The sequence below is a fragment of the Microbacterium sp. 22195 genome (assembly GCF_052056515.1).
Taxonomy (GTDB): Bacteria; Actinomycetota; Actinomycetes; order Actinomycetales; family Microbacteriaceae; genus Microbacterium.
The window spans coordinates 1-23983 of sequence record NZ_JBQEPE010000009.1 but is presented as its reverse complement, the minus strand read 5'-3'; the positions used below and the strand labels follow the sequence as shown (position 1 = coordinate 23983).

14 protein-coding genes and 1 other RNA gene are annotated in these 23983 nt (G+C 67.0%); 4 read left to right on the top strand and 11 right to left on the bottom strand.

Going from position 1 to position 23983, the window contains the following annotated elements:
* Positions 1 to 60 precede the first annotated feature (60 nt).
* From ACTJJ4_RS17865 to ffs, 9 genes are all read right to left on the bottom strand, one after another.
* Positions 61 to 411: a hypothetical protein gene (locus ACTJJ4_RS17865; protein WP_440944576.1), complete on the bottom strand. Its 351-nt coding sequence runs from the start codon at positions 409 to 411 to the stop codon at positions 61 to 63.
* Positions 408 to 668, bottom strand: a complete 261-nt coding sequence (locus ACTJJ4_RS17860) for a hypothetical protein (RefSeq protein ID WP_440944575.1) — start codon at positions 666 to 668, stop codon at positions 408 to 410. The genes ACTJJ4_RS17865 and ACTJJ4_RS17860 overlap by 4 nt, the downstream gene beginning before the upstream one ends.
* Positions 669 to 1064: 396 nt before the next feature.
* Positions 1065 to 1655 (bottom strand): DUF4265 domain-containing protein, encoded by a 591-nt coding sequence (locus tag ACTJJ4_RS17855; protein ID WP_440944574.1) that lies wholly within the window; start codon positions 1653 to 1655, stop codon positions 1065 to 1067.
* 315 nt (positions 1656 to 1970) lie between these two features.
* Positions 1971 to 2345 (bottom strand): DUF6188 family protein, encoded by a 375-nt coding sequence (locus ACTJJ4_RS17850; protein WP_440944573.1) that lies wholly within the window; start codon positions 2343 to 2345, stop codon positions 1971 to 1973.
* 815 nt (positions 2346 to 3160) lie between these two features.
* Complete coding sequence (locus ACTJJ4_RS17845) at positions 3161 to 4909, bottom strand: RHS repeat-associated core domain-containing protein (protein WP_440944572.1); 1749 nt, start codon at positions 4907 to 4909, stop codon at positions 3161 to 3163.
* Positions 4910 to 4965: 56 nt separating this feature from the next.
* Positions 4966 to 5286 (bottom strand): hypothetical protein, encoded by a 321-nt coding sequence (locus ACTJJ4_RS17840; protein WP_440944571.1) that lies wholly within the window; start codon positions 5284 to 5286, stop codon positions 4966 to 4968.
* The gene (locus ACTJJ4_RS17835) at positions 5283 to 11525 is read right to left on the bottom strand and encodes an RHS repeat domain-containing protein (RefSeq protein ID WP_440944570.1); all 6243 of its coding nucleotides are present in this window, start codon (positions 11523 to 11525) and stop codon (positions 5283 to 5285) included. The genes ACTJJ4_RS17840 and ACTJJ4_RS17835 overlap by 4 nt, the downstream gene beginning before the upstream one ends.
* A 5-nt stretch (positions 11526 to 11530) precedes the next feature.
* A complete protein-coding gene (locus ACTJJ4_RS17830) occupies positions 11531 to 14365 on the bottom strand; it encodes a LamG domain-containing protein (RefSeq protein ID WP_440944569.1) in 2835 nt (944 codons plus the stop codon).
* A gap of 216 nt (positions 14366 to 14581) precedes the next feature.
* Positions 14582 to 14678, bottom strand: an RNA gene (gene ffs, locus ACTJJ4_RS17825) — signal recognition particle sRNA small type.
* Positions 14679 to 14760: 82 nt separating this feature from the next.
* Here ffs and ACTJJ4_RS17820 point away from each other — a divergent pair.
* The 4 genes from ACTJJ4_RS17820 to ACTJJ4_RS17805 all read left to right on the top strand — a co-directional run bounded on the left by ACTJJ4_RS17820 (position 14761) and on the right by ACTJJ4_RS17805 (position 22093).
* Entirely contained in the window at positions 14761 to 17652 is a 2892-nt protein-coding gene (locus ACTJJ4_RS17820; RefSeq protein WP_440944568.1) for a DEAD/DEAH box helicase family protein, read from the top strand.
* Positions 17653 to 17719: 67 nt separating this feature from the next.
* On the top strand, positions 17720 to 18715 hold the full coding sequence (locus ACTJJ4_RS17815) for an AAA family ATPase (protein ID WP_440944567.1): 996 nt from the start codon (positions 17720 to 17722) through the stop codon (positions 18713 to 18715).
* A gap of 5 nt (positions 18716 to 18720) precedes the next feature.
* On the top strand, positions 18721 to 19902 hold the full coding sequence (locus ACTJJ4_RS17810) for a DUF58 domain-containing protein (protein WP_440944566.1): 1182 nt from the start codon (positions 18721 to 18723) through the stop codon (positions 19900 to 19902).
* Positions 19895 to 22093, top strand: coding sequence for a transglutaminase TgpA family protein (locus tag ACTJJ4_RS17805; RefSeq protein ID WP_440944565.1), 2199 nt, complete (start codon positions 19895 to 19897; stop codon positions 22091 to 22093). The genes ACTJJ4_RS17810 and ACTJJ4_RS17805 overlap by 8 nt, the downstream gene beginning before the upstream one ends.
* On the opposite strand, the gene trhO is transcribed toward ACTJJ4_RS17805, so the two are convergent.
* Entirely contained in the window at positions 22077 to 22991 is a 915-nt protein-coding gene (trhO, locus tag ACTJJ4_RS17800) for an oxygen-dependent tRNA uridine(34) hydroxylase TrhO (RefSeq protein WP_440944564.1), read from the bottom strand. The two genes, ACTJJ4_RS17805 and trhO, sit on opposite strands and share 17 nt — an antisense overlap.
* Positions 22992 to 23053: 62 nt before the next feature.
* Positions 23054 to 23983, bottom strand: a 930-nt coding sequence (locus tag ACTJJ4_RS17795; RefSeq protein ID WP_440944563.1) for a carbohydrate kinase family protein, incomplete at its 5' end; no start/stop codon positions are given.

Sequence of the window (23983 nt, the reverse complement as noted above, 5' to 3'; positions counted from 1 at the left end):
CGAGTCTCCATCAGACCCAGGGCGCTTCACACGAGTGAACACCGTCCCGCTGCGTCTGGACTAGCTGAAACTGATGCGCGCAACGTCGGGCCATGTTTCGGGGGGCTCATCCGTAAACCACGGATGCTCCAAGCCAACGGCGTAACCGTCCTTGATCCACAGGATTAGTTCTCCTTCGACTTCGCCGCCACTTCCAATTACTGCCGGGATTGGATACATTGGGCCATCTGGCAGCGATGTCTTCACGACGTTCTGCGGTATTGCAAAATTGATAACCCGACCCGGCACCTCATTAAGCACAGTGGCTTCATGGATCTGATCAACAATTATTTGACGAACTTGCTCCGGAAGCTGAACAGTCACTGCAGAAATCAACTGCAAGATATTCTTTGATAGCGGCTGATCATTCATGGCATAAATGCTGTTCCTATCCGTGTCATCCCGTCGACCACGGCGCCTCTGATTATCACCGTTTGATCACCAACCGTCCGACTAACCTCGAGCACACCCTTCTCCGGCAACTCGGCTCCCGTCAGGCTCCGCACGATTTGCTCCATGGCATTCTCCCGCGAACCATATTGCTCCACAAGCGGGGCAAAATTGTGTTTTGGTTCGAAGACATGATCCAACTTGATGCGCCGCAATGCATCCTTCAACGTGGCTGCCACCACAGCCTCTGATTGGGCTGCGGCCGCGGGTGCAGCCGCTGCGCTTGCGGTCCCGCTCCGCCTCGTTGGTGGTCGTCACCGTCACCCCACGAGCATCCGTCGCCGACGTCATGTTCCCGGCCAGATCGTACGTCGCCGTAGAAGCCCCCGAATCCGGATCGGACTGACCCGTGCGGTGACCGAGCGTGTCGAAGGACCATGTCCACTTGTTGCCCGTAGGATCGGTCATCTTCGTCATCCGGCCACCACCGTCATACGCATACGTGGTGGACTGGCCGGTGCCGATAGGCGTTCCGGACAGGTACTGGGTCAGCTTCGTCTTCTGACCGAGAGAGTTCGTGAACCCGCGTGCTGCGTGTACAACCGATAACCAACTCACGCATACCATCACCGAAGCTAGCGCAACCCGGTCTTACCAGTCTCGTACATCAGATGCCCCGATTGTTCTTTTCGATGAAGATAGTCAGCCACTTCTTGCGCCGCATTCTCGTGGACATCAATCGCGACGAGACTCGGTGACGACCACTCGAAGAGTGAGCCGATTCCGACGAGGTCGCCAATAACGGAATCTCGATATCGATATTGCTTACGCTCAAAGAATGCCCGGAAGACATACCTACCAGATTTCGTCACAACATGATCAAAGATGTATTTCATCCCACCTTGCGCGACGGTCTGAACTACATCACCAAGCGCGACGTCATATATGAAGAAGGGGATACAGCAGAGCTCAAACTCATCTTCACTGACTCTTCTCACCCACAGCTGTTCGAGCGCCCCATCATCTGGGAGCGCGGCGTGGATGACAAAGTCTGATCGATCTCGCCACACAGCGGCTTTGTGAGTCAGGAACTGGTCCCGTTTGCTGTTCACGGCGCCGACCCCCTCCATGGCGACGGCCAGGACTCTTGACGTCCAGTCGATAGATTCAAACGAGAAATTCCCGCCCGGATCGCTAATCCGATAGCCCCAGCCATGCAACCTCACCTATCGTCGGATCTCGATCAAGGCTTCGCCAAGCAGTCATCGCGCGTTCAACGGCACCTGTTACTGACCAGGGAATAAAGACCCCCGCTTCGGAGTCCAACTCTCCGAGTACGGCATTATCTGCCATCAAGGCTTCCAGAATCGCAGCAGAGATCCTCTGCACCTCAGCGTCGTCGACACTCGGGATAATACGCCTGATGTGCCACGGGAGGACCCAGAGACCCACATAGTCGTCATCCAACTCGCGACGAACTATTTGCGCAACTAAAACAGCTGTGCGTGCTTCTGTGCACCCATGATTCTCTTCAATCTCGGTCACTCTTTCGGCCGCCATCTATTCACCCCTCCACCTGGGAGCGAAACCAACAGCATCCCGTCCTTTCGACGCAGGTTCCATGCTTCAAAATGAGGATCAGCGAGAACCTCCAAGAGCATGCCATTCTCGAACTGAATCGTCATGCTTCCGGCTTGCTCCTCGACAAGGATTCCCACTACCACAGTTCCGACCAAGGCAAGAATATGCCCTTTTGTGGCCTCGAAATCCTTGATTCGCCCATCCACGACGTTGCGCCCTGATTCCCACAGTGACCATCGAGACTCAATCTGGATCAGAGTTCCATCCGCAAGCGTGAGCTCCACCATGAACGGGGTGACCACTGCGTCACTCAGATCCGCCGACACAGCAGTCACCGACCTTCCTCACGCAGCCAGACTGCTTCGCCGAGCTGCTGGCCGCTTGCCGTCGTATCAAGCCAAAATACTTGCCCCGGCATTACGAACGGGTCCTCCGCGTTCGCCCATTCGGCTGCTATCCGTGCTACCGCCTCAGCTGGCGCCAACGGCCATGGAACGTGCCCGTCATCTGAGAGATCACCGACCAGCAAGAATTCCTGTATCAGGAGCCGTGCGATCAAGCCCACCGAGAGGTCTCGCAGGTCCGCAGGCTCTGTCAGGCCAGATTCACGAGCCATATCTATGACTTCTGCCGCCGACACCCAATCCTCCGCGGCCCTCGCGAGCAGATCTTCCGCCAGGGTCCGATCGCGCCTTTCATAGCCTGATGTGGACCTTTCCAGTCGTCCCGTCTGGATTGATCTATCCCTTCTCAACTTCTTCCGCAAATATTCGCAAGGCATCGCGGTCAAGGTTGACTAAACTCTCGACGTAGTTCAAATCATTCACAAAGCAGTCAAAACCCCATACTCCCATCGTTGGATGCTTCCAAAGCTCTGTTCCATCCAAACTTATTCCTGGCTCAAGCTTAAACTTCCAGTCTGCAGGTATGGGAGAATCGAATAGATCAAAGAAGCCAGCATACGCAAAGCAGGGTCGATTAAGGTCGTCTGAAACTAGAAAATATAGAGTCCCCTCGGACAGGACCATCCCCACGACTACATAGAACCGACCAACTGTTAGCGGAAATGTAGTTTCAAATCTTGAGCTACGGCTTTTCTGCTGCTCCGCAACATTCTGTGGGTCATTTTCGATACACAAAGCCCTCATCATCAACCCACAAACTTGAAATCATCGACGGCACCGGTCACCGTGTTGCGGACATAGTGAACAGTCACGCCATTGACGCTCTGTTGCATTTTCACCCAACCATCCTCCGCGGGCCACCTCATGTCTTTGAGGATAATCCTCTGGATCGGAGCCCCTCCGGGAGCGGAACGGACTTCCGTCATAGCCAACTGTTCAGTCAGATTACTCGGAGCCGTTCTACCAGTCGACCCGAGTCCGAGCGGCTTAGGTGCGGTTGACGGCAACCCCGGGAGTTTACCCAGAAGTGCTTCGGAAGCTTCGGCTGTTCCTACTCCCGCGCGTTTGGCGAGTAGCGCGCCGACACCCTTGCCCGCTATGACTCCGGCTCCTGCGCCGAGGGCGCCGAAGGTGGCTCCGTGGTCAGCGGCGGTCGCGAATCCAGTGAGGGTGCGGTCTTCGACTTTGGTAGTGAGTTCGTAGGTCAGGACGCCGCCTGCCGATCCTGCGATCGATCCGACCAGGATGGCGCACATTCCCGCGGTCAAGGCGCCGCACACAATCGTGCCTGCAAGAGCGGCGCCTATTCCGACGGATACGGCGATACCCGAGGCCGCAGCCCCGACCTGATGCCACGTGTCCTGGTCCCAGGAGAACGGGTCCCACCACACGTTGGCCGGAGGATGATTGGTCGGCACCTTGCCCAGGTTCCCCGCCGAAGGCACCTTGATCGGCGTCCGCACCCAACCTGCACCCGAACTCTTGGCCTTGTTGCTGGCACCGGTGGCCCGGCTCACGGCGGGGCTGATGCGTTGTGTGCCGTCGGCGGATTCCACCGTCCGGAACAACCCGGTCGGGTCGGAGTACGAGATCGGTGAGTTCAGTGAGTACGCGTACGCGCTCACACCGCGCGGGTCTCCCGCATCCAGCACCGGGTCCACACTCACGAACCGGCCCAGCCCCGCGTCGTATGCCCGCGCTCCCAGCTGCGTCAGCCCGGTCGCGCTGCGAGGTGCATTCAGGTAGCCGAGGTTCGACGACCACGTCAACGACCCGCCCCGGGACACCCCATACGGGTCCATCCACCGACGCGTCACCGCACCCGACGCGGCGTTGATCTGCATCCCCACCGTCCCCACGGGGTCCGGAGAGAGCCACCACAGCCCGCCCCCGGTTCCCGAGGTCCGCTCCGCGATCGTGAGACCCGCGATCGCGTACGACCGCACCCCCGACTTCACCCCGGCCACATCGCGAACGATTGTGGATCCCAGGAACAATGATGCCCCGTCACTGCCGCCGTACCGCAGCAGCAGATCACCGTCCGCGGTGTAGATGCTCTTCTCCGCACTCGACCCGTCCACCACCGAGGCAAGCCGACCTGAGTCGTCATACCCGAGCACCTGCCCGCCGCGCTTGCTCATCCCGCCCGATGCGTCGTACTGGAACGCGGTCGTCACCGTCGAACTCCCCGTGGTGGCCTGCACCTGCGACACCGCGTGCGGGCGGGCCTGCCCCGCCGCCGGATACGAGAACACCGAGGTCGTCGGAGTACCGGCCAGGCCGACCCGCACCGTGCTCCCCGTCCGGTTCCCCGTGGTCTTGTCCACCGTGTACGTCGCCGAATACGGGGCAGGCCCACCCAAGCTGCCGCCCGGCCCCGCCGTGCAATCCCCCGCCGGCGACCACGCCCCCGTCAACGCCTGCAACGCGTCATAAGTGAAGCACTGCGTATCGGTCGGCTGCCCATCAGCGCTCGCCACCGCCTTCGTGATCACCCCCGCCGTGTTACGCGAGTACTCACGCAACGCCTCACGAGTGAAGACCGCAGAAGTCAATGACGCGCGAGAAATATCCAGCACACACCATCGGAATGCGAAATCCTCCTCTCCTCACGAATCTCGTAACTCAGGTCAACGTCAACATGATCGAATAGGCCGCCGAGCTCGCTGACCATATCCTCCATATCCTCCATATCACTTTCAGTCAACAACGAGAGTTGAAAGTGGAGAACAATCTGAACACCATCAGTCGAAACGCCGACAGCTAGCGCGTGTTCCGGAATCCCACCTAGGGATGCTTGCACAGCTTGCACCATAACGTAGTTCTCGACTTTCGGCGCGCTATCGGGAACCACAATCTGACTCTTACTCACGGCGTCCATCCTGGAGTGTACGGGACCACGCTTGGGGAGCGGGTTCCTTTGATGAAGAAGACATCTGTGGCCTGGTCGACGAATCCCGCACGAGGGTTGTTGTTGTACCCCGTAACGCTCGAAGTCTTCACAACAATATCGCCATTCTTCTTGACTCCCAGCACTTGAGCCCGACCACTATGGAAATCGTCTAGGACGCGTTGGGCGTCATCAACTGACTTGAAATAACTCCCGCCTCCATATTCCTTCGCATCGATGACATGCCTGTTTTGACGTTGCACACTTATCGAAGAGTTGATACTGTTGCGATCAATTGTGACCCCCATCCGTGTGGTGAGGAATCTGGGCTTCTTTGACCCGCCTGAAGCGGGAAGACCAAAAGTTGCACCTCTCAGCATCCGGAATAATGGAACAATTTCCGAAACAAGATCATACGTGTTGCTGGCTTGCTCTGTCATCCAGTCGAATCCGCACGGCGTGGACTCGTCGAAGTCGCTGCAGGTCTCCTTCGCACTCTCGAGCGCATCGCTCCATCCTTGGTCCCCAGGCGTGAGTGGCGGGTCGAATGCGCTGACTCCGCCGGTGGATGCTGGGGTGTTGCCGGGGGCTGCTGGTGCGATCTGGAAGCCGCCGCGCCCCTTGTTCCCTGCGCTGCTCTTACCTGCCCGCGTGCTTTTGGCTTTGTTGCTGACACCAGCGGCCCGGCTCACGGCAGGGGTGATGTGTTGGGTGCCGTCGGCGGATTCCACCGTCCGGAACAACCCGGTCGGGTCGGAGTACGAAACCGGGGAGTTCAGCGAGTACGCGTACGCCCCCACCCCACGCGGGTCTCCCGCATCCAGCACCGGGTCCACGCTCACGAACCGGCCCAACCCGGGGTCATACGCCCGCGCACCCAACTGAGTCAGACCGGTCGCGCTGCGAGGCGCATTCAGGTACCCGAGGTTCGACGACCACGTCGACGACCCGCCCCGCGGCACCCCGTACGGGTCCATCCACCGACGCGTCACCGCACCCGTGGCGGCGTTGATCTGCATCCCCACCGTCCCCACCGGATCCGGAGAGAGCCACCACAACTCACCCCCGGACCCCGAGGTCCGCTCCGCGACCGTCAACCCCGCGATCGCATACGACCGCACACCCGACTTCACCCCGGCCACATCGCGAACGATGGTCGATCCCAGGAACAGGGACGCACCGTCACTGCCGCCGTACCGCAGCAGCAGGTCACCATCAGCGGTGTAGATGCTCTTCTCCGCACTCGACCCGTCCACGACCGAGGCGAGCCGACCGGAGTCGTCATACCCGAGCACCTGGGCGCCGCGCTTGCTCATCCCGCCCGATGCGTCGTACTGGAACGCGGTCGTCATCGTCGAAGACCCGGTCGTCGCCTGCACCTGCGACACCGCGTGCGGGCGCGCCTGCCCCGCCGCCGGATACGAGAACACCGAGGTCGTCGGCGTGCCGGCCAGGCCGACCCGCACCGTGCTCCCGGTCCGGTTCCCCGTGGTCTTGTCCACCGTGTACGTCACCGAATACGGGGCAGGCCCACCCAGGCTCCCGCCCGGCCCCGCCGTGCAATCCCCCGCCGGCGACCATGCCGCCGTCAACGCCTGCAGAGCGTCATAGGTGAAGCACTGCGTATCGGTCGGCTGCCCATCAGCGCTGGTGACCGCCTTCGTGATCACCCCCGCCGTGTTACGCGAGTACTCACGCAACGCCTCACGAGTGAAGACCGTCCCATTGCGCCTGGTGGTCTCCTCCAGCGACTTCAGCTCCCGCGTGCCCGCCTCATACGTCAACGTGAGCGCACTCCACGCCGTACCTGGCCGCACGATCTGGCCGGGCTGGCCGCTGGCGAGGTAGCTGACCTGGCTGGAGTAGATGGATGCACCGGCGAGGCTGTTCTGGTTCCCGAGGGTGTCGTACGAGCTGTACATCTCCTCGTAGGGGAGGCCGGCGATGGCGGGCAGAACCTGCGCGTTGATCGAGCCATCCTGGTTGTAATAGCTCTCGGTTGCGTACGTCGTACCGCCGAACGCGGGCGCCCCTGTCGGGATGCTCACGCTGGACCCGGTCGGGCGATAGGCGTCGTCGTACCCGGTGACCTGTGTCTTGTACTCCTTACCGTCCACGAACCTCGAGGACGAGGTCACCTGCCCTTTGGCAAGGGTGTCGTACGCCCAGGATGCGAGCACCGTGCCCGTCACCGAACCAGACCGCTCTGTCGTCTTCCGGTTCAGCACGTCGTAGGTGTACGCCAGCGTCTTGCTGCGGGCATCCGTGCTGGTCACGACGTTCCCGAGTGCGTCATAGGTGCGGCTCGCGGCGCCCGCATCCGGGTCGACACTCGCAGTCTGACGTCCTCGCAGATCGAACGTCCACGTCCACGCGTTTCCGGCATCGTCGACCATGCGCGTGAGCTGATCACGCCCGTTGTACTCATACGCGAGCGACGTCGATCCGACACCCGCGCCGCCGATGGCCCCGTGCCACTGAGAGACCCGCGTCGTGCGCCCCCACGCATCTGTCCACGTCGACGTGGGCACACCCCCGCTGGGAGGCGTCACATCGACACGATCCGCACCCGGATACGACGTCGTCGTCCGGCGCAGCTCCGTGCCTGTGGAGCGCAGCAGGGTCGCCGTGACCCGACCAGCGCCGTCATAGACCGTCTCGCTCCGAGCCGGGATCTGCGACGTGCTCGACGGAATGAACAACGTCGTCCCGGGAGTGACCGTCGGCGCCCAGTACTTGTCGTTGACCGCCGCGGTGCGCCCCACCTTGTCATACACGGTGTCAGTGATCACCGCGCCACCACCGGGCGCCGGAGCCTGAGACTGAAGCGGCCGGCCGAGGCCATCGACCAGCGCGAAACTGCTGATAGTGCTCGTCGCCGTCAGTGTCGTCTGCTTCACGCTCGACGGTGCCGTCGCAGACACCGTGTACTCGTACGCGATCGACGGCGAGGTCGGGAACGACGCCTTGGGCCGGTCAGTGAGCCACACCTTCGTCAACCGGCCGAGCGCATCGTACTCGGTGGTGGTCGCCTTGCCGTTCTCATCCACCGCGGTCAACGGCTGGCCACGGTACGGATCGACCGTCGCGCTCGAGGTCCACCCGGCCGGGTTGGTGACCGTCGTCGAGGTGAGCGGCCCGGACCCGGCTGCAGCGGTGGCCGAGGGGGTGTACGCCGTCTGCGTGATCTGCCCCGCTGCGTTCTTGGCACTGGTGACGCGACCGCGCGCGTCGTATGAGAACTGTCCAGTGATCACCCATTGGGCAGTGCTGAGAGACGTGCCGGTGAAGCCCGAAGCCTCGGAAGTCTCGGAGACAGCGCCCTTGATCGGCGCCGCTCCCACGGCTCCTCCGTCGTAGGACGTGCGCTGATACGAGAGCACGCTCGCAGGGATCGGCGCCGTCGACACAGCACCGCATGTGACGCCGTACTTCGTGACCGTGCTCGGCAGACCGATGATCCACGCGGTGGCATTGTCTGCGGCATAGTCGGTCTTCGTGCAGGTCGCCTGCTGCCCCGCACCGGCGGACGCCTCAACGGCGCTCACGAATCCTCGGGAGGTGAGCGTGTAGATCATGCTGGACGTGCGCGTTCCGCCGGTCGATACCGGCGCGATCGTGTCTTCTCTGCTCGTGCCGAGCACGCGAGCAGTGTGAACACCATCGTTCGCGGTGACAGCGGATGCCCACGGCGTGGTGACCGTCTCGGACACCGCCGCTCCGCCGACGCCGTTCAGCGTCTTCGCGGAGCGCACCTGACCCGCGAACCATCGGTCGTCGGCGATGGTCGTTCCGGTCACGGTGACGGACTTGGCGCCGCCCGACGCATTGGCGCGGTCGCCGTTGAGGCCCCGATAGAAGAGATACTGCGTGGTCTCCTGCTGCGCCGGCGTCGCGGGATCGCCGACCCGGATCTCCACCTTGTCGTATCCGGCGTAGTCCGACCAGGTGCGCCGATCGGCGGGGATCAGACGATCATCGACGTACCGCCACGCGGGCTTGCCCGTGTACACGTACGAGGTCTGCACCGCCGGCGAGCCGGCTCCCCCGGTGTACGGATCCTCGATCATGGACGTGACCACGTACTTGTGAAATAGGTCCTGTCGGGCTGTGGTCGGGATATCCAGATCGGGAGTCCACCACATCGGGAAGCAGCGCTTGTCATTGCTCCAGAGCGACGCGAGGATCGCGGGCGCCATCGCGGGCGTGCACTCCTGGCCCGAGTAGTTCACCGAGATCCGTGCGCCCGTGGGCAGCTGCACGCTGGAGACGCGGAACTTGTCCAGGGGTGCCAGTCCATCGACCACCCACACCCGGTTCTGCATCGGGACGCGCTGGAAGATGGTCGGCTGCTCCGTGATCGCCGTCTGTCCCGCCGTCGCAGTCCGGGTGATGCGGTCCAGCCACAGTGCCGGAGACTCGCCGTCGCCCGGGTCGGGGAACAGATGCGTGAGCGCAAACGAGTCGGCGTCCTTGTACGCACCGGCCGTGAACACCTGCGTCGTGATCTTCGACAGTCGCGCGGTGCTCCAGAACGAGGGACCGGTCATCCCTGTGCACGTGCCCGTCGTGCAGTTCAGATCGAACGGGACATCCGGGTAGACGCTCGTCGTCGCGGGCGTCGTGACGTCTCCGCCCAGAGGGAGCGTCGCACAGGATGCCGCTGCCGCGTTGCAGCGTCCCTTCGCGTCGTAGTCGAAGATCACGCGTCCGGTCGCGGCATTGGGCGCATACACCCCGGCGGAAGTCATCCCGTACTCGATGCGTGCCAGCTGACCGCCTCGCACGTAACCGGTGATCGTGGTGTTGTTGAGGCGGTACTTGTTCGTCTCGGGCGCGTAGTACAACGCCTGAGCATTGCCGTTGACGTCGACGACGTAGTCGAGGTTCCAGCGCCAGCCCTGCTGGCACGAAGATGCGGCGAATGTCGCAGCATGACAGGGGTCAGCAGCGTCATTGCCGAAGACGGGAACCGTCCATGCTGACTTCGTCTCCGCCTTGCCCGCGGTCCAGCCGGGGAGGCGGTTCAGGCCGAAGAAGTACTGGGTTCCGTCCGTCGTCGTCAGACGCCAGCACTCGGTGTTGTAGGTGCCGTTGGCAGCGCACCCCTGCGCCGTGCCGGCCAGCTTCTCGACGCGAGAGTTGTCGTCTCCCTCCAGCCGCCACTTCCCTGTCGTCGTGTCCCTCACGATGGTTCCGGACCGCGACCCGAACGAGATCGTCGCATTGTCCGTCGACCAGCACAGATCGTTCGATCCCGCCACCGGAGTTCCCGGAGCCTGTTCGGAGCGACAGGGGACGTAGCGGCGCTCGATGAAGCCGCTACCCGAGAGCGTCCAGCCCTCACCGATGGCCGACGTCTGATTGTTCGTCGAAGACGTCGAGCCGTCCACCAGCTGCGAGTTGTAGGTGAGCGAAACCGCTGGGGATGCTCCGGCAGGAGCCGGGGGCACCGCGATCGGGTAACTCCATGAGAAGGCGCCGGTCTGGGCTGACACATCCCAGGTGCTGGCCGGCTTGAGCGGAGTGGCGGCGTAGGTGCCCGACCCGTCGGAGCTGGAGGCCGAGGACACCGCGGCGAGCACCATCGTCTCCGCACTGGGGACCGCGAAGGTCAGGGCGTCGGCGGTGCGCGTCGGGGCGACCGTCTCGGCGTCATCGAGCTTCGTGGAGTCGACGCTCGCTTCGGGGACCATCACCCACTTCAGCCGGGAAGCGTAGTCGCCGCCGAACAGGCCGCGCACCGCGGCTTCAGCCACCGAAAGCTCGACCTGCCCCTTCGAAGGCGACGACGGGGCAACCTGGATAGCCAGCCCGGATGCCCCGATCTGCGCGCGCCGCTTGGCGCCGAGAACCTGGATCTCGTACTTGTCCGCTGTGGCCGCGTTCTTCTGTCCTTTCGGCAGGCGCACGTCGATGCCCGTGGCTTTGGATTCCTTCGTCCCCGATCCGTTCTCCGTGACAGGCACGGTGAAGGTCGCCTCCGGGAGACCGGGCAGCACAGGCGACGGGCTCGCCTTGCTCTTTTCCGAGGCTGGCAGAGCTGATGCCAGCTGCCCCTTCACGACCGGGTCTTTCGGCGCGTCGGGGAAGCCTGAACGGGATGCCGCTTCGGCCGGCACCGTCGCCGTCAGGAGCGAAATGACGAGAGTGGCCGTCGCGAGAACTGCGACCGAGATCCGCTGCTGACTCGAACGCCTTGAGCGTGAAGAACCGACCATCTGCGTCATCCTTGTGCGGGGTCCGTGCCCAGCCGGAGCGCTGCCAGCTGGCTTGAAGTGGGGACGCCGCCGAAGACGGCGACATCGGCGAGCTGCCCTGGCCATCGGGCCGCGACTGCGCCCGCACTGCGGGCGACCCCGACATCGACCACGCTGCTGCCCAAGTTCTGAGCGGTATCCGGGCGAGGTGCCGTCGCAGCCAGCGCACCATCGAGATAGAGGCGCAGCTGACCGTTGACGACGTCAGCCACACCCGCCACATGCACCCACTGATCACCCGTCGGGCGAGCTGCGCTCACGCAGCTGGAACCCGTCGATGTCGCAGCGCAGAACTCCCAGTTCCCGGCGGTGACAGCGATCCGCGATGCGGAGCCGGCGCCCATCGACACTGCAGTACCCGTTCCCGACGCCCCCGGCTTCAGCCATGCCGCCACCGAATAGGAGCCCGCGAAGGCAGACACCGCAGACGACGACGCACTGAAGTCGGGTCCCGTGAGCCCGGTCGTTGCCGGGTCCGCGAACCCGAGAACGGATTTGAGCAGGGAACTGCCCGGCGAAACCGGGTTGGCCTTCAGCGTCCGGATGGTGTCTCGGCCGAGGGTCAGCGGTACCGGAGACGACGCGTGGGAATCCGGGATCGACGCACCCAACGGCGATGGCTGCGATTGCGTACGCCACACATGACCCGCAGCGAAGCTCACGGCCCCGCTGTTCGATGCCGTGACCTGCACGCCCACTCCGCGCCGCCCGGCTTCAGACGACGGTTGTCCGGGGACGACTGACGGATTGCCCGCCTTGTCATAGGACACCGCCCAGATCGTCGAAGCGCTGTCAGCAGGGGAGAACGGCACGGACACAGTCCCCGTCGCCGACGGGCACGCGATGTGCACCAACCCCAGCACAGCCCCGCACGTCGGCCGGCTGGCGAATCTGTCGAAGACGAACGCTTCTGAGATCGGAGCCGCATTCACGGTGTAGGCGACGAAGTCCACGCCATCCGACGGGTTGACTGTGATCGTGGCGGACGACGTCCCGCCCACCGTCAAACCGCTGGAAGGGACGCTGACCGCGGGAAAAGCGGGCGGCGTCGTGTCGACGGTGAAGTAGCACCACGGGCTGTAGCCGACTCCGTCGATCAGCCAATCGCTGCCGCGGGCGCGCCAGGCATACGTCTTGCCGTTCGTCAGCCCCGTGAACGTCCCGTACTTCAGCCCCTGCGCGGCGAGTCCGCCGGTGGTGTGCTGAACCACCACACCGAGGTTCGCCGCCTCGACCAGGTCGAAGTTGACGTCGACGTTACCGCCGTCCGGATCGCGCTGATCCACGACCACAGTGACATCGGTCTGCCCGATCATCGCCGGAGCAGCTGCGGTGCCGCACGGCCGATCCGGCGAGGAGAACTTCGCACCTGTGGGAGTGCTCGGAGGCGTGTTGTAGGAGATCGTCAGCGAAGCCGCCTTCGCGAAATGCTTCCTCGAGGTCGAGTTGTTGCCCGTGAACGCGATGTCCACGCTGGGCTTCGACGCCGCGAGCTGAGTCGTGATCGCCGTCGTCACCGTCCATCCGACGCTTTCCCACTTCGCACCGCACGTGCTCGGCCCCGTCCAGCTCTGCATCGGTCCCGACCAGGCCATCTGACCGGACGCCTTCATCGCCGACTCTTCGTTCCACGTGAAGCCGGGATTCGGGATGCTGGTGTAGTTGATGTAATGACTGCTGATCGGGCCCGGCGGGCACGCAGCAACATTCGTCAGAGTAGTGCCGAGCACGGCGTTCAGGATCTGCTTGCCGGCAACCGATCCGATCGGGAATCGGAAGAACATGTCCGAGTGCCACGTGCTGTAATTTCCGACGTACAGCGGATCCGTCGTCAGATGCCGAGCGTTCGGGTATGCCCTGTCGGTGTCCCACGACGCCGTCATCCCCGGTGCCCAGTCGGGATCCACGAAGATCGGATACGTCACCGATCCTTCGCGCTTCAGCTGCGCATCCACCGAAGCACCCACGTCAAGAGTCACCTCATCAGCGGTCACCGCGTGCTCCACCGGCGTCGGGGGCATCCCCGCGCCTGGAGCATCGAACGTGCCGCCTCCGGACGAGTCCCACCACAAGGGCTGGTTCGCCAGCAGCGATGAGCCGTCCGCGGCGCGCGCCTTCACCAGCCCTCGTTCCGGAGTGCTGAGCGTGGCGCCCTCGACCGCAACGCCCAACTCGCTCAGCTCGCTGCTGCGTGCCGCCTGCTCCGACTTGACGACGTACACCGAAGCCATACCGGACGCCGTCGCAGTCAGCTTGAGATCAACGCCCGGCAACACCTCGGCATATGTCGCCGTATCTCCCTCGATCGTCGGTGCCGGAAGATCGCCGTGCGTCCAGGTCTCCGAGATCCACTCACCTGACGCAGTCTGCGTCTGCGAGAGAGCACCTGAGCCGCCGGCGGAGAACCGCACACCCGACACCGAGGCCGCCGGCGAATACCAGTCGCCCTCTCGTTGCAGCGTGGTGTCAACCGGCACCCAGCCGCCCTCGCGGGGGACTCTCACCGGGACGGTCCACTGCTCGAGTTGCGTGGATCCGTCCGGCATCGCCGTCGTCAGCTCGGTCGGGCTGGTCAGCTCCTCGACGACAACCGGTGCGCCCGATTCCGCCGCCTGCTGCTGTGCGGCTGACACCGCAGCATCAGCCTTGGCCTGTGCCGCTGCGGCCGACTGCACGACCGTCGACACCAGACCGCCAGAAGCCGGTACGGCAGACGACGCTGCAGCGGGAACAGCACCGGCCCACACCACGGCTGCAGCGCATGAGAGCGCGACGGAAGCACGCACGAAACGAGAGATCATGGCCGCAAGCTATCGGCGGCGAGACACTCCCAACAAGATCCCAGAACACAGAGAATCCATATGTCACAACATCGCCTGATGCGCCATATAAGAAGCTGCGGTCGCCCCCGTGAGCCATGAGGAGCGCAGGATCGGCTGTTGAGATCAACACGTCGACGGGGAAATATACCGCACTTGATCAGGTACTTGTACCCGCGAAGCATGCGCCCGGACAAAAGAAAAGACCCTCCGCGCACCCGACAGAGCCCGGTTACCCTTGCTACGTTTCCGTCCTGGGGGAATTGGCCTGGATGCCGTCACGCGGAGAGCCGTCCACGAGTCTACCCGACGGGGAGGGCCGCCTTGGACAGCCCTAGGTCCGAGCGGGCCGGGGCTCCCCGCTACGCTCGATCACGATGACACCGCAGCCCGGACCGCTCGCCGACTGGCGGTACGACGGCGGGCTGCGCACCTACCAGTCCGAGGTGCTGGCGCAGATCCCGCCCTCTCCGGCCGACGGCGCGATGCACATCGTCGCGCCGCCCGGCTCCGGCAAGACGCTGCTCGGCCTGCTGCTGGCCGCGCGCGAGCAGCACCGTACGCTGGTGCTCGCCCCCACCGTCACGATCCGAGAGCAGTGGCTGCGGACCGCCCGCACCCTCACCGCCGACGCCTCCCGGGTCGGCGACGATCCGGCATCCCTCGCCGATCTCACGGTGCTCACCTATCAGCTGCTGAGCGTCACCGGCGACAGCTCGCCTTTCGACGACCTCGCCCGGGCGCAGTGGGCGGACGAACTGACCGCGGCGGGACGCACGGACGCGGATGCCGAGACCTGGCTGGCCACGATCGCAGTCGACAACCGGGCGCAGTACCTGCGCGGCATCCGCAAGCGCGCAGCGTCGCTCCGCCGCCGCTTCGCGCAGGCGCGACCGGACCTGCTCGCCCGCGTGCTGCATCCGAACGCGCTGAGGCTGATCGAGCGCATCGTCGAGGCCGGCGTCGACACGATCGTGCTCGACGAGTGCCACCACCTGCTGGATCACTGGGCCATCGTCGTCGCCTATCTGCGGGCGCGGATCCGCGAGCGCGGCGGGACCGGCCTGCTGATCGGGCTGACCGCGACGCTCCCCTCCCCCGATGACGGGACCGGCTTCGAGAACTACACCGGCCTGCTCGGGGAGGTCGACTACGAGGTGCCGACCCCGGCGGTCGTGAAGGAGGGGCACCTCGCGCCGTACCGGTCGCACGTCCGGTTCACCGAGCCCGTCCCGCAGGAGGCGCTCTTCATCCGCCAGAGCGAGGCGCGGCTGCACGAGCTCATGGTGCAGGTGCTCGCCTCTGCCGACGGCATCGCCTACCTCCAGCGGCAGCTGCAGCCTCCCGCGCCCGTGCAGGAAGCGGAGACGGATGCCGATCAGCATCCGCTCCCGCCGGAGGAGACCGCCCGCCGCGGCATCGACCGCGCCCTCAGCGACGATTTCGCCCTCGCCCGCACCTGCGGCGCCGTGCTGAGGGCGATCGCACCCGAGCATCCGCTCGTCGCGTTCCTGGATCCGCGGCTGTTCGGCCGGGCGAGCACGGACGATCTGCTGCTGGTGCTGTCCCGCTTCGCCCTCACGCGGCTGCTGCCCGACCCCGCCGCGCGCGATCAGTGGCGGTACGTGAAGGGCGCACTGGCCGACTTCGGGCTGCATCTGACGGATCGCGGCATCCGCCGAGGACGCAACCCGCTCGAGGCCACGCTGTCGACGTCGGTCGCGAAGGACCACACGGCGGTCGACATCCTGCGGGACGAGCTGCGCTCCCCCGACGGCGAGCGCATCCGCGCGGTGGTCGTGACGGATGTGGTGGAGTCCGGCGACAATCGCGGCCTCACCGGGGATGCTGCGCCCGGCGCTCTGCGCGTGTTCGATCTGCTCGCATCCGAGCCGGAGACCGCCGCGCTCACGCCGGTGCTGCTCACGGCTCAGCACCTGCGCACGACCGCCGCGGACGCCGAGCGCATCGCCCGCGCGCTGCGGGTGATGCTCGGCGCCGCGGTCGAGGTCGAGGACGGCTTCGGCCCCACCCGGGTGCTACGCGTGCCCGGCTTCGGCGGCGGGCGTCTGGTCGCCGCCGTGTCGCGGCTCGTGACGGGCGGCACGGTCCGGCTGCTGGTGGGCACGCGCGGACTGCTCGGCGAGGGCTGGGACTGCCCGGCCGTGAACACGCTGATCGATCTGACCAGCGTGGCGACGAGCGTCGGGACGCAGCAGTTGCGCGGACGCACGCTGCGCCTGGACCCGGCCTGGCCCGGGAAGGTCGCCCACAACTGGTCGGTCGTCTGCCTGATCCCTCCGCACGTGGAACTGGATGACGCCGCCGAGCTGAACCGGCTGCGCCGCCGCCACGATCACCTGTGGGGTCTGAGCGCCGACGACCACACCCGCGTGATCACCGGTCTCGGTGCCGCGCTGGATGCCCCTGCCCAGGCGCTTCTCGATCGCATCGTCGCGAAGGACACCACCACCACGATCGCGCAGTTGAACGAGGTTGTGAAGTCCGGGATGCGGTCGCGCGCGCAGACGCTCGCGGACTGGCGCGTCGGCGAGCCGTATGAGGCGAGGGAGCGCGACGTCGTGGCCATGCGCAGCATCCGTCGCTCCGAACTGGTGCAGACCCTGCCCGCGGTGGCCGCGGGCGCGAGCGGATCGCTGCTGTACAGCGCGCTGATCGGAGGCGGCGCGGTCGGCATGGCCAGCGGCTTCCTGGGCTGGGATCCGCCGCTCGCGTTCGGCATCGGCGCCGTGCTCGGCGCGCTCTTCCCCGCCAGCCTTCGGCTGGGCGCGATCACGAGGGCGGTGCGGCAGCGGCTCGATCCCGCACAGGCGTATCGCGCGGCGGCGCAGGCGGTCGGCCAGGCGCTGCAGGATGCCGGTCGCATCCCGCCGCTGCCGGAGGGCGCCATCGAGGTCGAGCTGCAGCGCCTTCTCGACGGCTCCTCACGTCTGCGGCTGGCCTTCCAGGGTGAGGCTCGCACCCGGCGGATGCTGGCCGATGCCGTGCAGGAGCTGTTCGGCCCGGTGCGCACGCCGCGCTTCCTGCTGCGCCTCCCCGGCCGCCGCTCCCCGGCGCTCCTTCCGGTCCCGACGCAGATCGCCCGGCGACGAGCGGATGCCGAGCACTTCCGCGACCTGTGGGCCCAGGCGCTCGGCCCCTGCGAGCTCATCGAGCTGCAGGGCGAGGCGGGCCTGGTGACCCTGCGCGCCGCCCGCGCCCAGCCCGGCCGGCTGGACGAGGTACCGCGCACGGTTCTGTGGGGCTGAACGCTCCCCCCGTTCACCTCCCCGCGTTACGATCAGAGTTCGCACCGTCGCGCAGGGGAGCCACCGCATGCCAGAGCAGATGACCGAGCAGAGCACCGCCCAGATCACCGCCGAGCGGTTCGCCGAGCACACCTCGCAGATCATCGCCTCGGTCTCCTCCGTCATCGACGGCAAGCCTGAGGCCGTGCGCAGTGCGCTGACCTGCCTGTTCGCCGAGGGCCACCTGCTCATCGAAGACGTCCCTGGCGTCGGCAAGACCATGCTCGCGCGGGCCCTCGCGGCCAGCGTGGACGCGACGGTCCGCCGCATCCAGTTCACCCCCGATCTGCTCCCCGGCGACGTGACCGGCGTCGCCGTGTACGACCCGGTGGCGCGCGAGTTCGAGTTCAAGCGCGGCGCCGTGTTCGCCAACATCGTGATCGCCGACGAGATCAACCGCGCATCGCCCAAGACCCAGTCCGCCTTGCTCGAGGCCATGGAGGAGGGGCAGGTCACCGTCGACGGCTCCACCCATCACCTGCCCGCGCCGTTCCTCGTCGTCGCGACGCAGAACCCGCTCGAGATGGAGGGCACCTACCCGCTGCCCGAGGCCCAGCGCGACCGGTTCATGATGCGCATCTCGATGGGCTACCCGGATGCCGCTGCCGAGACGCAGATGCTGCGTCAGCGCGAGACCTCCAACCCGCTCGCCGCGATCTCGCCCGTGACGGATGCCGCCACCATCGGCGCCCTGATCGCCTGGACGCGGCGCGTGCACGTGGCCGAATCCCTCGAGGAGTACGCGGTCGCGCTCGCGCAGGCAACCCGTCAGGACCCGGGCCTGCACCTGGGCGCGAGCCCCCGTGCGACGCTGCAGCTGGTGCGCGCCGCGAAGGTGCGCGCCGCGCTCGACGGGCGCGAGTTCGTCGTGCCCGACGACATCGCCGACCTCGTGATCCCGGTGTTCGCGCACCGCCTGCTCGCCGCCCGCGGCGTGCACCGCGCAGGCACCCAGCCGGTCGAGGCCGCGCTGACCCAGATCATCTCCCGCGTGCCGGTGCCCTTCGCCGGCGCACGCCGCTGAGCCCCATGAAGCGCCGTCCGCTGACCGGTCGGGGGTGGGGATGCCTGCTCTCGGGCATCCTGCTGATGATCGCGGCGAACATCGTCTCCGCGCGACCCCTGCTCTACCTCGGCGTGCTGCTCGTGGCGCTGCCGCTGATCTGCCTGATGATCGTGCGCGTGCCGCGGCGGCGCGGCGAGGTGCGCCGGCAGATCTCCACCGACCTGCTCGCTGTCGGCGAGACCTCCCGGGTGCAGGTGCGCTTCGATCTGTGGGCCTTCGGCGTCCCCAACGGCATCTGGCGCGACACGCTCCCGCCCGCGGTGCGCGGCGAGGCGACCGGCGCCTACCCGCAGGACGCCCTGCGCTACGACCTGGAGGGCGTCCGCCGCGGGATCTCCGTGCTCGGCCCGCTGATGCTGCGCACCACCGACCCGTTCGGCCTCGCGCAGCGCGAGCAGGCCTTCGGCGACACGCGCACGATCACCGTCATCCCGCAGACCGTCGCGCTCGACCCCCTGCCCACCAAGGTGGGCGCGGCCGGAGGTACGGCCCAGACCCGTTCCACGCGGATCGGGCAGGGCGCCGACAACCTCATCCCCCGCCCGTACTCCGCCGGCGACTCGCGTCGCCGCATCCACTGGCGGGCCACCGCGCACCGCGGATCCCTGATGGTGCGGCAGGAGGAGGAAGAGGCGAGCCCGGATGCCATGGTCGTGCTCGACCGCGCGGCCGACCGCTGGGACCGACCGGGCGACGAGCCCGATCCGCTGTTCGAGAGCGCGGTCACGCTGTGCGCCTCCGTCGCACTGCGCCTGGCGCAGGACGGCTACAGCGTCGACGTGGTCGACAGCTCCGGCAACGCGCTGGGAGCGCTGCGCGGCCACGAGGAGGACCGCGACGATCTCATGATCGCCCTCGCGATGGTCGCCCCGCGCGGCGAGACCCACGATCTGCGGTCGGTGGTCGGCAGCACTCCCCCCGGCCCGCTCGTGCTGATCACCGGGCGCCTGCCCGACGAGGACGCCGAGAAGCTCAGCACCGCCGGCGCGGCCGCCCCGCTGCTGTTCGCGGCCGAGGCCTCCGACGACGCGATGTCCACCGTGCGCGAGCACGGCTGGCGTCCCGCCCCGCTGCCGTCTTCGGCCGTGGACCTCGCCGACACCTGGGCATCCGTCCTCCCCTTCCAGGCGGTGCCGCATGTCTGACCGGACCCGGGAACGCGACTCCGAGCGCCGACCGGTCAGCCCAGCCGGCGCGGGCGCGCTGACGGCGCTGGCCGCCTTCGTCACGGTGTGGTCGTACACCGGCGCCGTGCTTCCCGGTGTGTGGACGTTCGTGCTCGGCGCGCTCATCGTCGTGATCGTGCTCACGGGCGTCCTCCTGCGCCTCGCGACCGTGCGCGTGCGCCCCGGCCTCCGCGCCGTCGTCGTTCTGGTCGCGCAGATCATCGCGGCGGTCGTGGCGCTCACCGCCATGCTCGCCGGCGAGACCGCCCTGATGGGTCTCATCCCCACCGACCAGTCCGTGCGCCTGATCGGGCTGCGGCTGCAGCAGAGCGTCGACGAGATCATGAACGGCGTCGCCCCGATCGCGGCGTCCATGCCGATGGCGACCCTGCTGGGCCTGGCCTTCGCGGTGGTCGTGATCCTGCTCGACCAGCTGGTCGCGCACCGGCAGGTCATGCTGGCCGTGCTGTTCACCTCGGTGGTCGGCGTCATGCCGATGCTGATCTCCTTCGGCTCCGTGAACATCGCCTGGTTCCTGATGCAGGCCATCGTCACCCTGCTGCTGCTGCGGTTCGGCGCCAGCCACGACCGGCGCGCGCCGCAGGGCGTCTCCTACTCGGTGGCCACCTCGGCGGGCGTCGTCGCAGTGGTGCTCGCGCTCGTGCTCGCGCCGGTCCTACCGGTGGCATCCGCTCTTCCCGGCACCGGGCCGATGCTGACGGTCAACGCCGACCTGCGGCTCGGCGAGGATCTGCGCCGCCCGGAGGGAATCGAGGCGCTGACCCTGGTGACCTCGGCCGCACTGCCGCCGTACCTGCGCATGGCGACGCTGTCCCGCTTCGACGGCGACGTGTGGCGGCCGGACAGCGGCGACCGGGTGCCGCTGGGCGACGGATTCGGCGAGCGCGACTGGGCGGACCCGATCAAGACGGTCGACACCACCGTGTCCATCCGGGTGACCGGCGTCTCCAGCGACCGTCTGCCCGTGCCGTACGCCCCGCAGCGGGTGACCGACGTCGGCAGCGGCTGGTCGGCGATGCCCGGGAACCGCACCGTCGTCAGCCGCACGCAGGACGCCGCCGGCGCCGACTACACCGTGCAGGTCGCGACCGCCGCGCCCACACTGGAGCAGATCCGCGCATCCTCGGCGACCGGTCCCATGGCAGATCTCCCCGCGGACCTCCCGCCGATCATCTCGCAGCTCGCCCATCAGGTCACCGCGGACGCCGACACCGACTACGACAGGCTGGTCGCCCTGCAGGACTGGTTCCGCACCGACTTCACCTACTCGCTCGAGGCGCCCGTGACCGAGGGCTTCGACGGCACGGGAGCGGATGCCGTGGCGACCTTCCTCGAGAAGCGCACCGGCTACTGCATCCACTTCGCCGGCGCCTTCGCACTGATGGCCTCGTCACTCGGCATGCCAGTGCGCATCGTGGTCGGCTACCTGCCGGGCACGACGACCGACGAGAGGCGCGGCGATGACATCGTCTACTCGGTCTCGAGCGACCAGCTGCACTCCTGGCCTGAGGTGCATTTCGGCGGCATCGGCTGGGTGCCCTTCGAGCCCACTGCGACGCTCGGCGTCCCCACCGACTTCCAGTCCGACTCGGCGGGTGGCGGCAGCGGCGAAGGACCCGATGCGCCGCAGCCGAGCGCCGGGCCGACATCCGGCGCCACCCCTACCCCGACCGGCGGCCCGGCCGAGGAGCGGGACCCCGGTTCGTCCGGGGCGGTCCCGCTGCAGAGGCTGGATCCGACCCCGGTGACGCTGACCGTGTTCGGCATCCTGATCGTGCTGCTGCTGCCGATGCTGGTGCGCGAGCTGCGCCGCGCCGCACGCGTGGGACAGGCGCGGGGCGGGGATGCGATGGCCGCGTGGCGGGAGCTGAGCGACACGCTCGTGGATCTGGGGCTGGCGGCGCCCGCGGCGCAGACCGCGCGCGTGCGCGCCGACGTGCTCGCCATGACCCGCGGGGTGGACCCTGCGGCCCTCGCGCCGCTGGTGCGGGCGGTCGAGCACATCAGCTACGCGCAGTCGAGGCCGGATGCCGGGAATCTGGCGAACCCGCTGAAGATCGTGCTCGCGCAGCTGGCGGTGAGCGTCGACTCGCGTCAGCGCGTGCTGGCCAGGCTGCTGCCCGCGTCGCTGTTCACGCGGAGGCGCTGAGCGGGGCTGCGGCTGCGTGCTCGGAGCAGGGCACGGCACCGCAGTCCGCGCAGACCACGAACTGCCGACGGCACGACGCGTCCGGGCAGTTCGCCGTGCGACTGGTGGATGCCCCGCACCCGACGCATTCGCCGATGATCGCGGCGTGGTCGGAGAAGTCGACCGAGCCGCGCTTGTCGAACACGTACAGCGAGCCCTCCCACAGCCCGTCGTCGCCGTAGGCCTCGCCATAGCGGACGATGCCGCCCTCGAGCTGGTACACCTCTCCGAAGCCGCGCGACACCATCAGGCTGGACAGCACCTCGCAGCGGATTCCGCCGGTGCAGTAGGTGACGACCGGCTTGCCCTTCAGGTCGTCGTACTCCCCGGAGTCCAGCAGGCGCACGAAGTCGCGGGTGGTCTCGGTGTCGGGCACGATCGCGTTCCGGAACCGGCCGATCTCCGCCTCGAGCGCATTGCGCCCGTCGAAGAAGACCACCTCGTCGCCGCGCTCGTCCATCAGCTCGTGCAGCTGCGCCGGGGTGAGCCGCTCGCCGCCGCCGACCACGCCGTGCTCGTCGACCCGCAGCTCGCCGGGGGCGCCGAACGAGACGATCTCGTCCCGCACCTTCACGCTGAGCCTCGGGAAGTCGACGCTGAAGCCGTCGGCGTCGATCCCTGTGCCCTCGCTCCACTTGATGTCGGCGTCCTTGAACGCCGCGTGGTCGCGGAACCGGCGCACCCATTTCTTCAGCGCGGGAAGATCACCGCCGAGCGTGCCGTTGATGCCGTCCTTCGAGATGATGATGCGGCCGCGCAGGCGCAGCGCCTCGCCGAGGTCGCGCTGCCACAGCCGGATGGCATCCGGGTCGGCGAGCGGCGCGAACGCGTAGAACAGCACGATCTTGGGGGTGGGCACCAGGAGATTCTAGGCCGCGCGGGCTGAGGACGCCCCGTGCCGTGATGTACCCGTGCCGAGGTCTACTGCGCGGCGAGGACCGAGGTGAGCTCGGCTCTCAGCTGCTCGGGCAGCCCCGACACAGCCGCGAGGATGCCGTCGGCTCCGGGCAGCCCCGCACCGGCGCCGGGAACACCGACCGCCGCGGCCCCGCACGCGTTCGCGAGCGCGGCGATCCCCATCGCATCGTGCATGCCGCGCACCACTCCGAAGATGATGCCGGCGCCGAACGAGTCGCCCGCCCCCGTCGTGTCGACAGCCTTCACCTCGGGCACCGGCGCGCGTACGAACCCCGCGTCGGTGCGGAGCAGGGATCCGGCCGCGCCGCCGGTCAGCGCCACGGTCGCCGGACCGCGGCTCGCGATCGCATCCGCCGCCCGCTCGTCGTCGGGCTCCGCGGTGAGCCGGCGCGCGTCGCCTGCTCCGACGATCACGACGTCGACCGAAGAGAGGAAGCCCAGCAGCACCTCGGGCACCGCGTTCACCGGGTCGACAGGGACGTCCAGCGACACCGTCATACCCGCGCGACGGGCGTGCTGCGCGGCCGCGATCGCAGCGGAGCGCTGCGGATCCGCGAGCAGGGCGTAACCCGAGATGTGCAGGTGCCTCGCGCCGCGGAGATCCGCCGGCACCGCGTCCGGACCCAGCTCGGCGCTCGCCCCGCGGTACGCGAACATGGTCCGCTCGCCGTCGGGGGTGACCGTGATCACGTTCAGCGAGGTGGGCTCGGTGGCGCAGCGCCGCACGAGGGCGGCATCCACGCCCTCGGCCGCCAGTCCGGCGATCGCCTGCGCGCCCCAGGCGTCGTCGCCGACGCAGGCGATCATCGCCGAGCGGATGCCGAGCCTCGACAGCATCACCGCGGTGTTCGCGGCCGACCCGCCGAAGCCCATCCGCTGCCGGGTGGCGCTGGCACGACTGCTCGCGGGCGACTGGGACGTCATCGCGCTCGA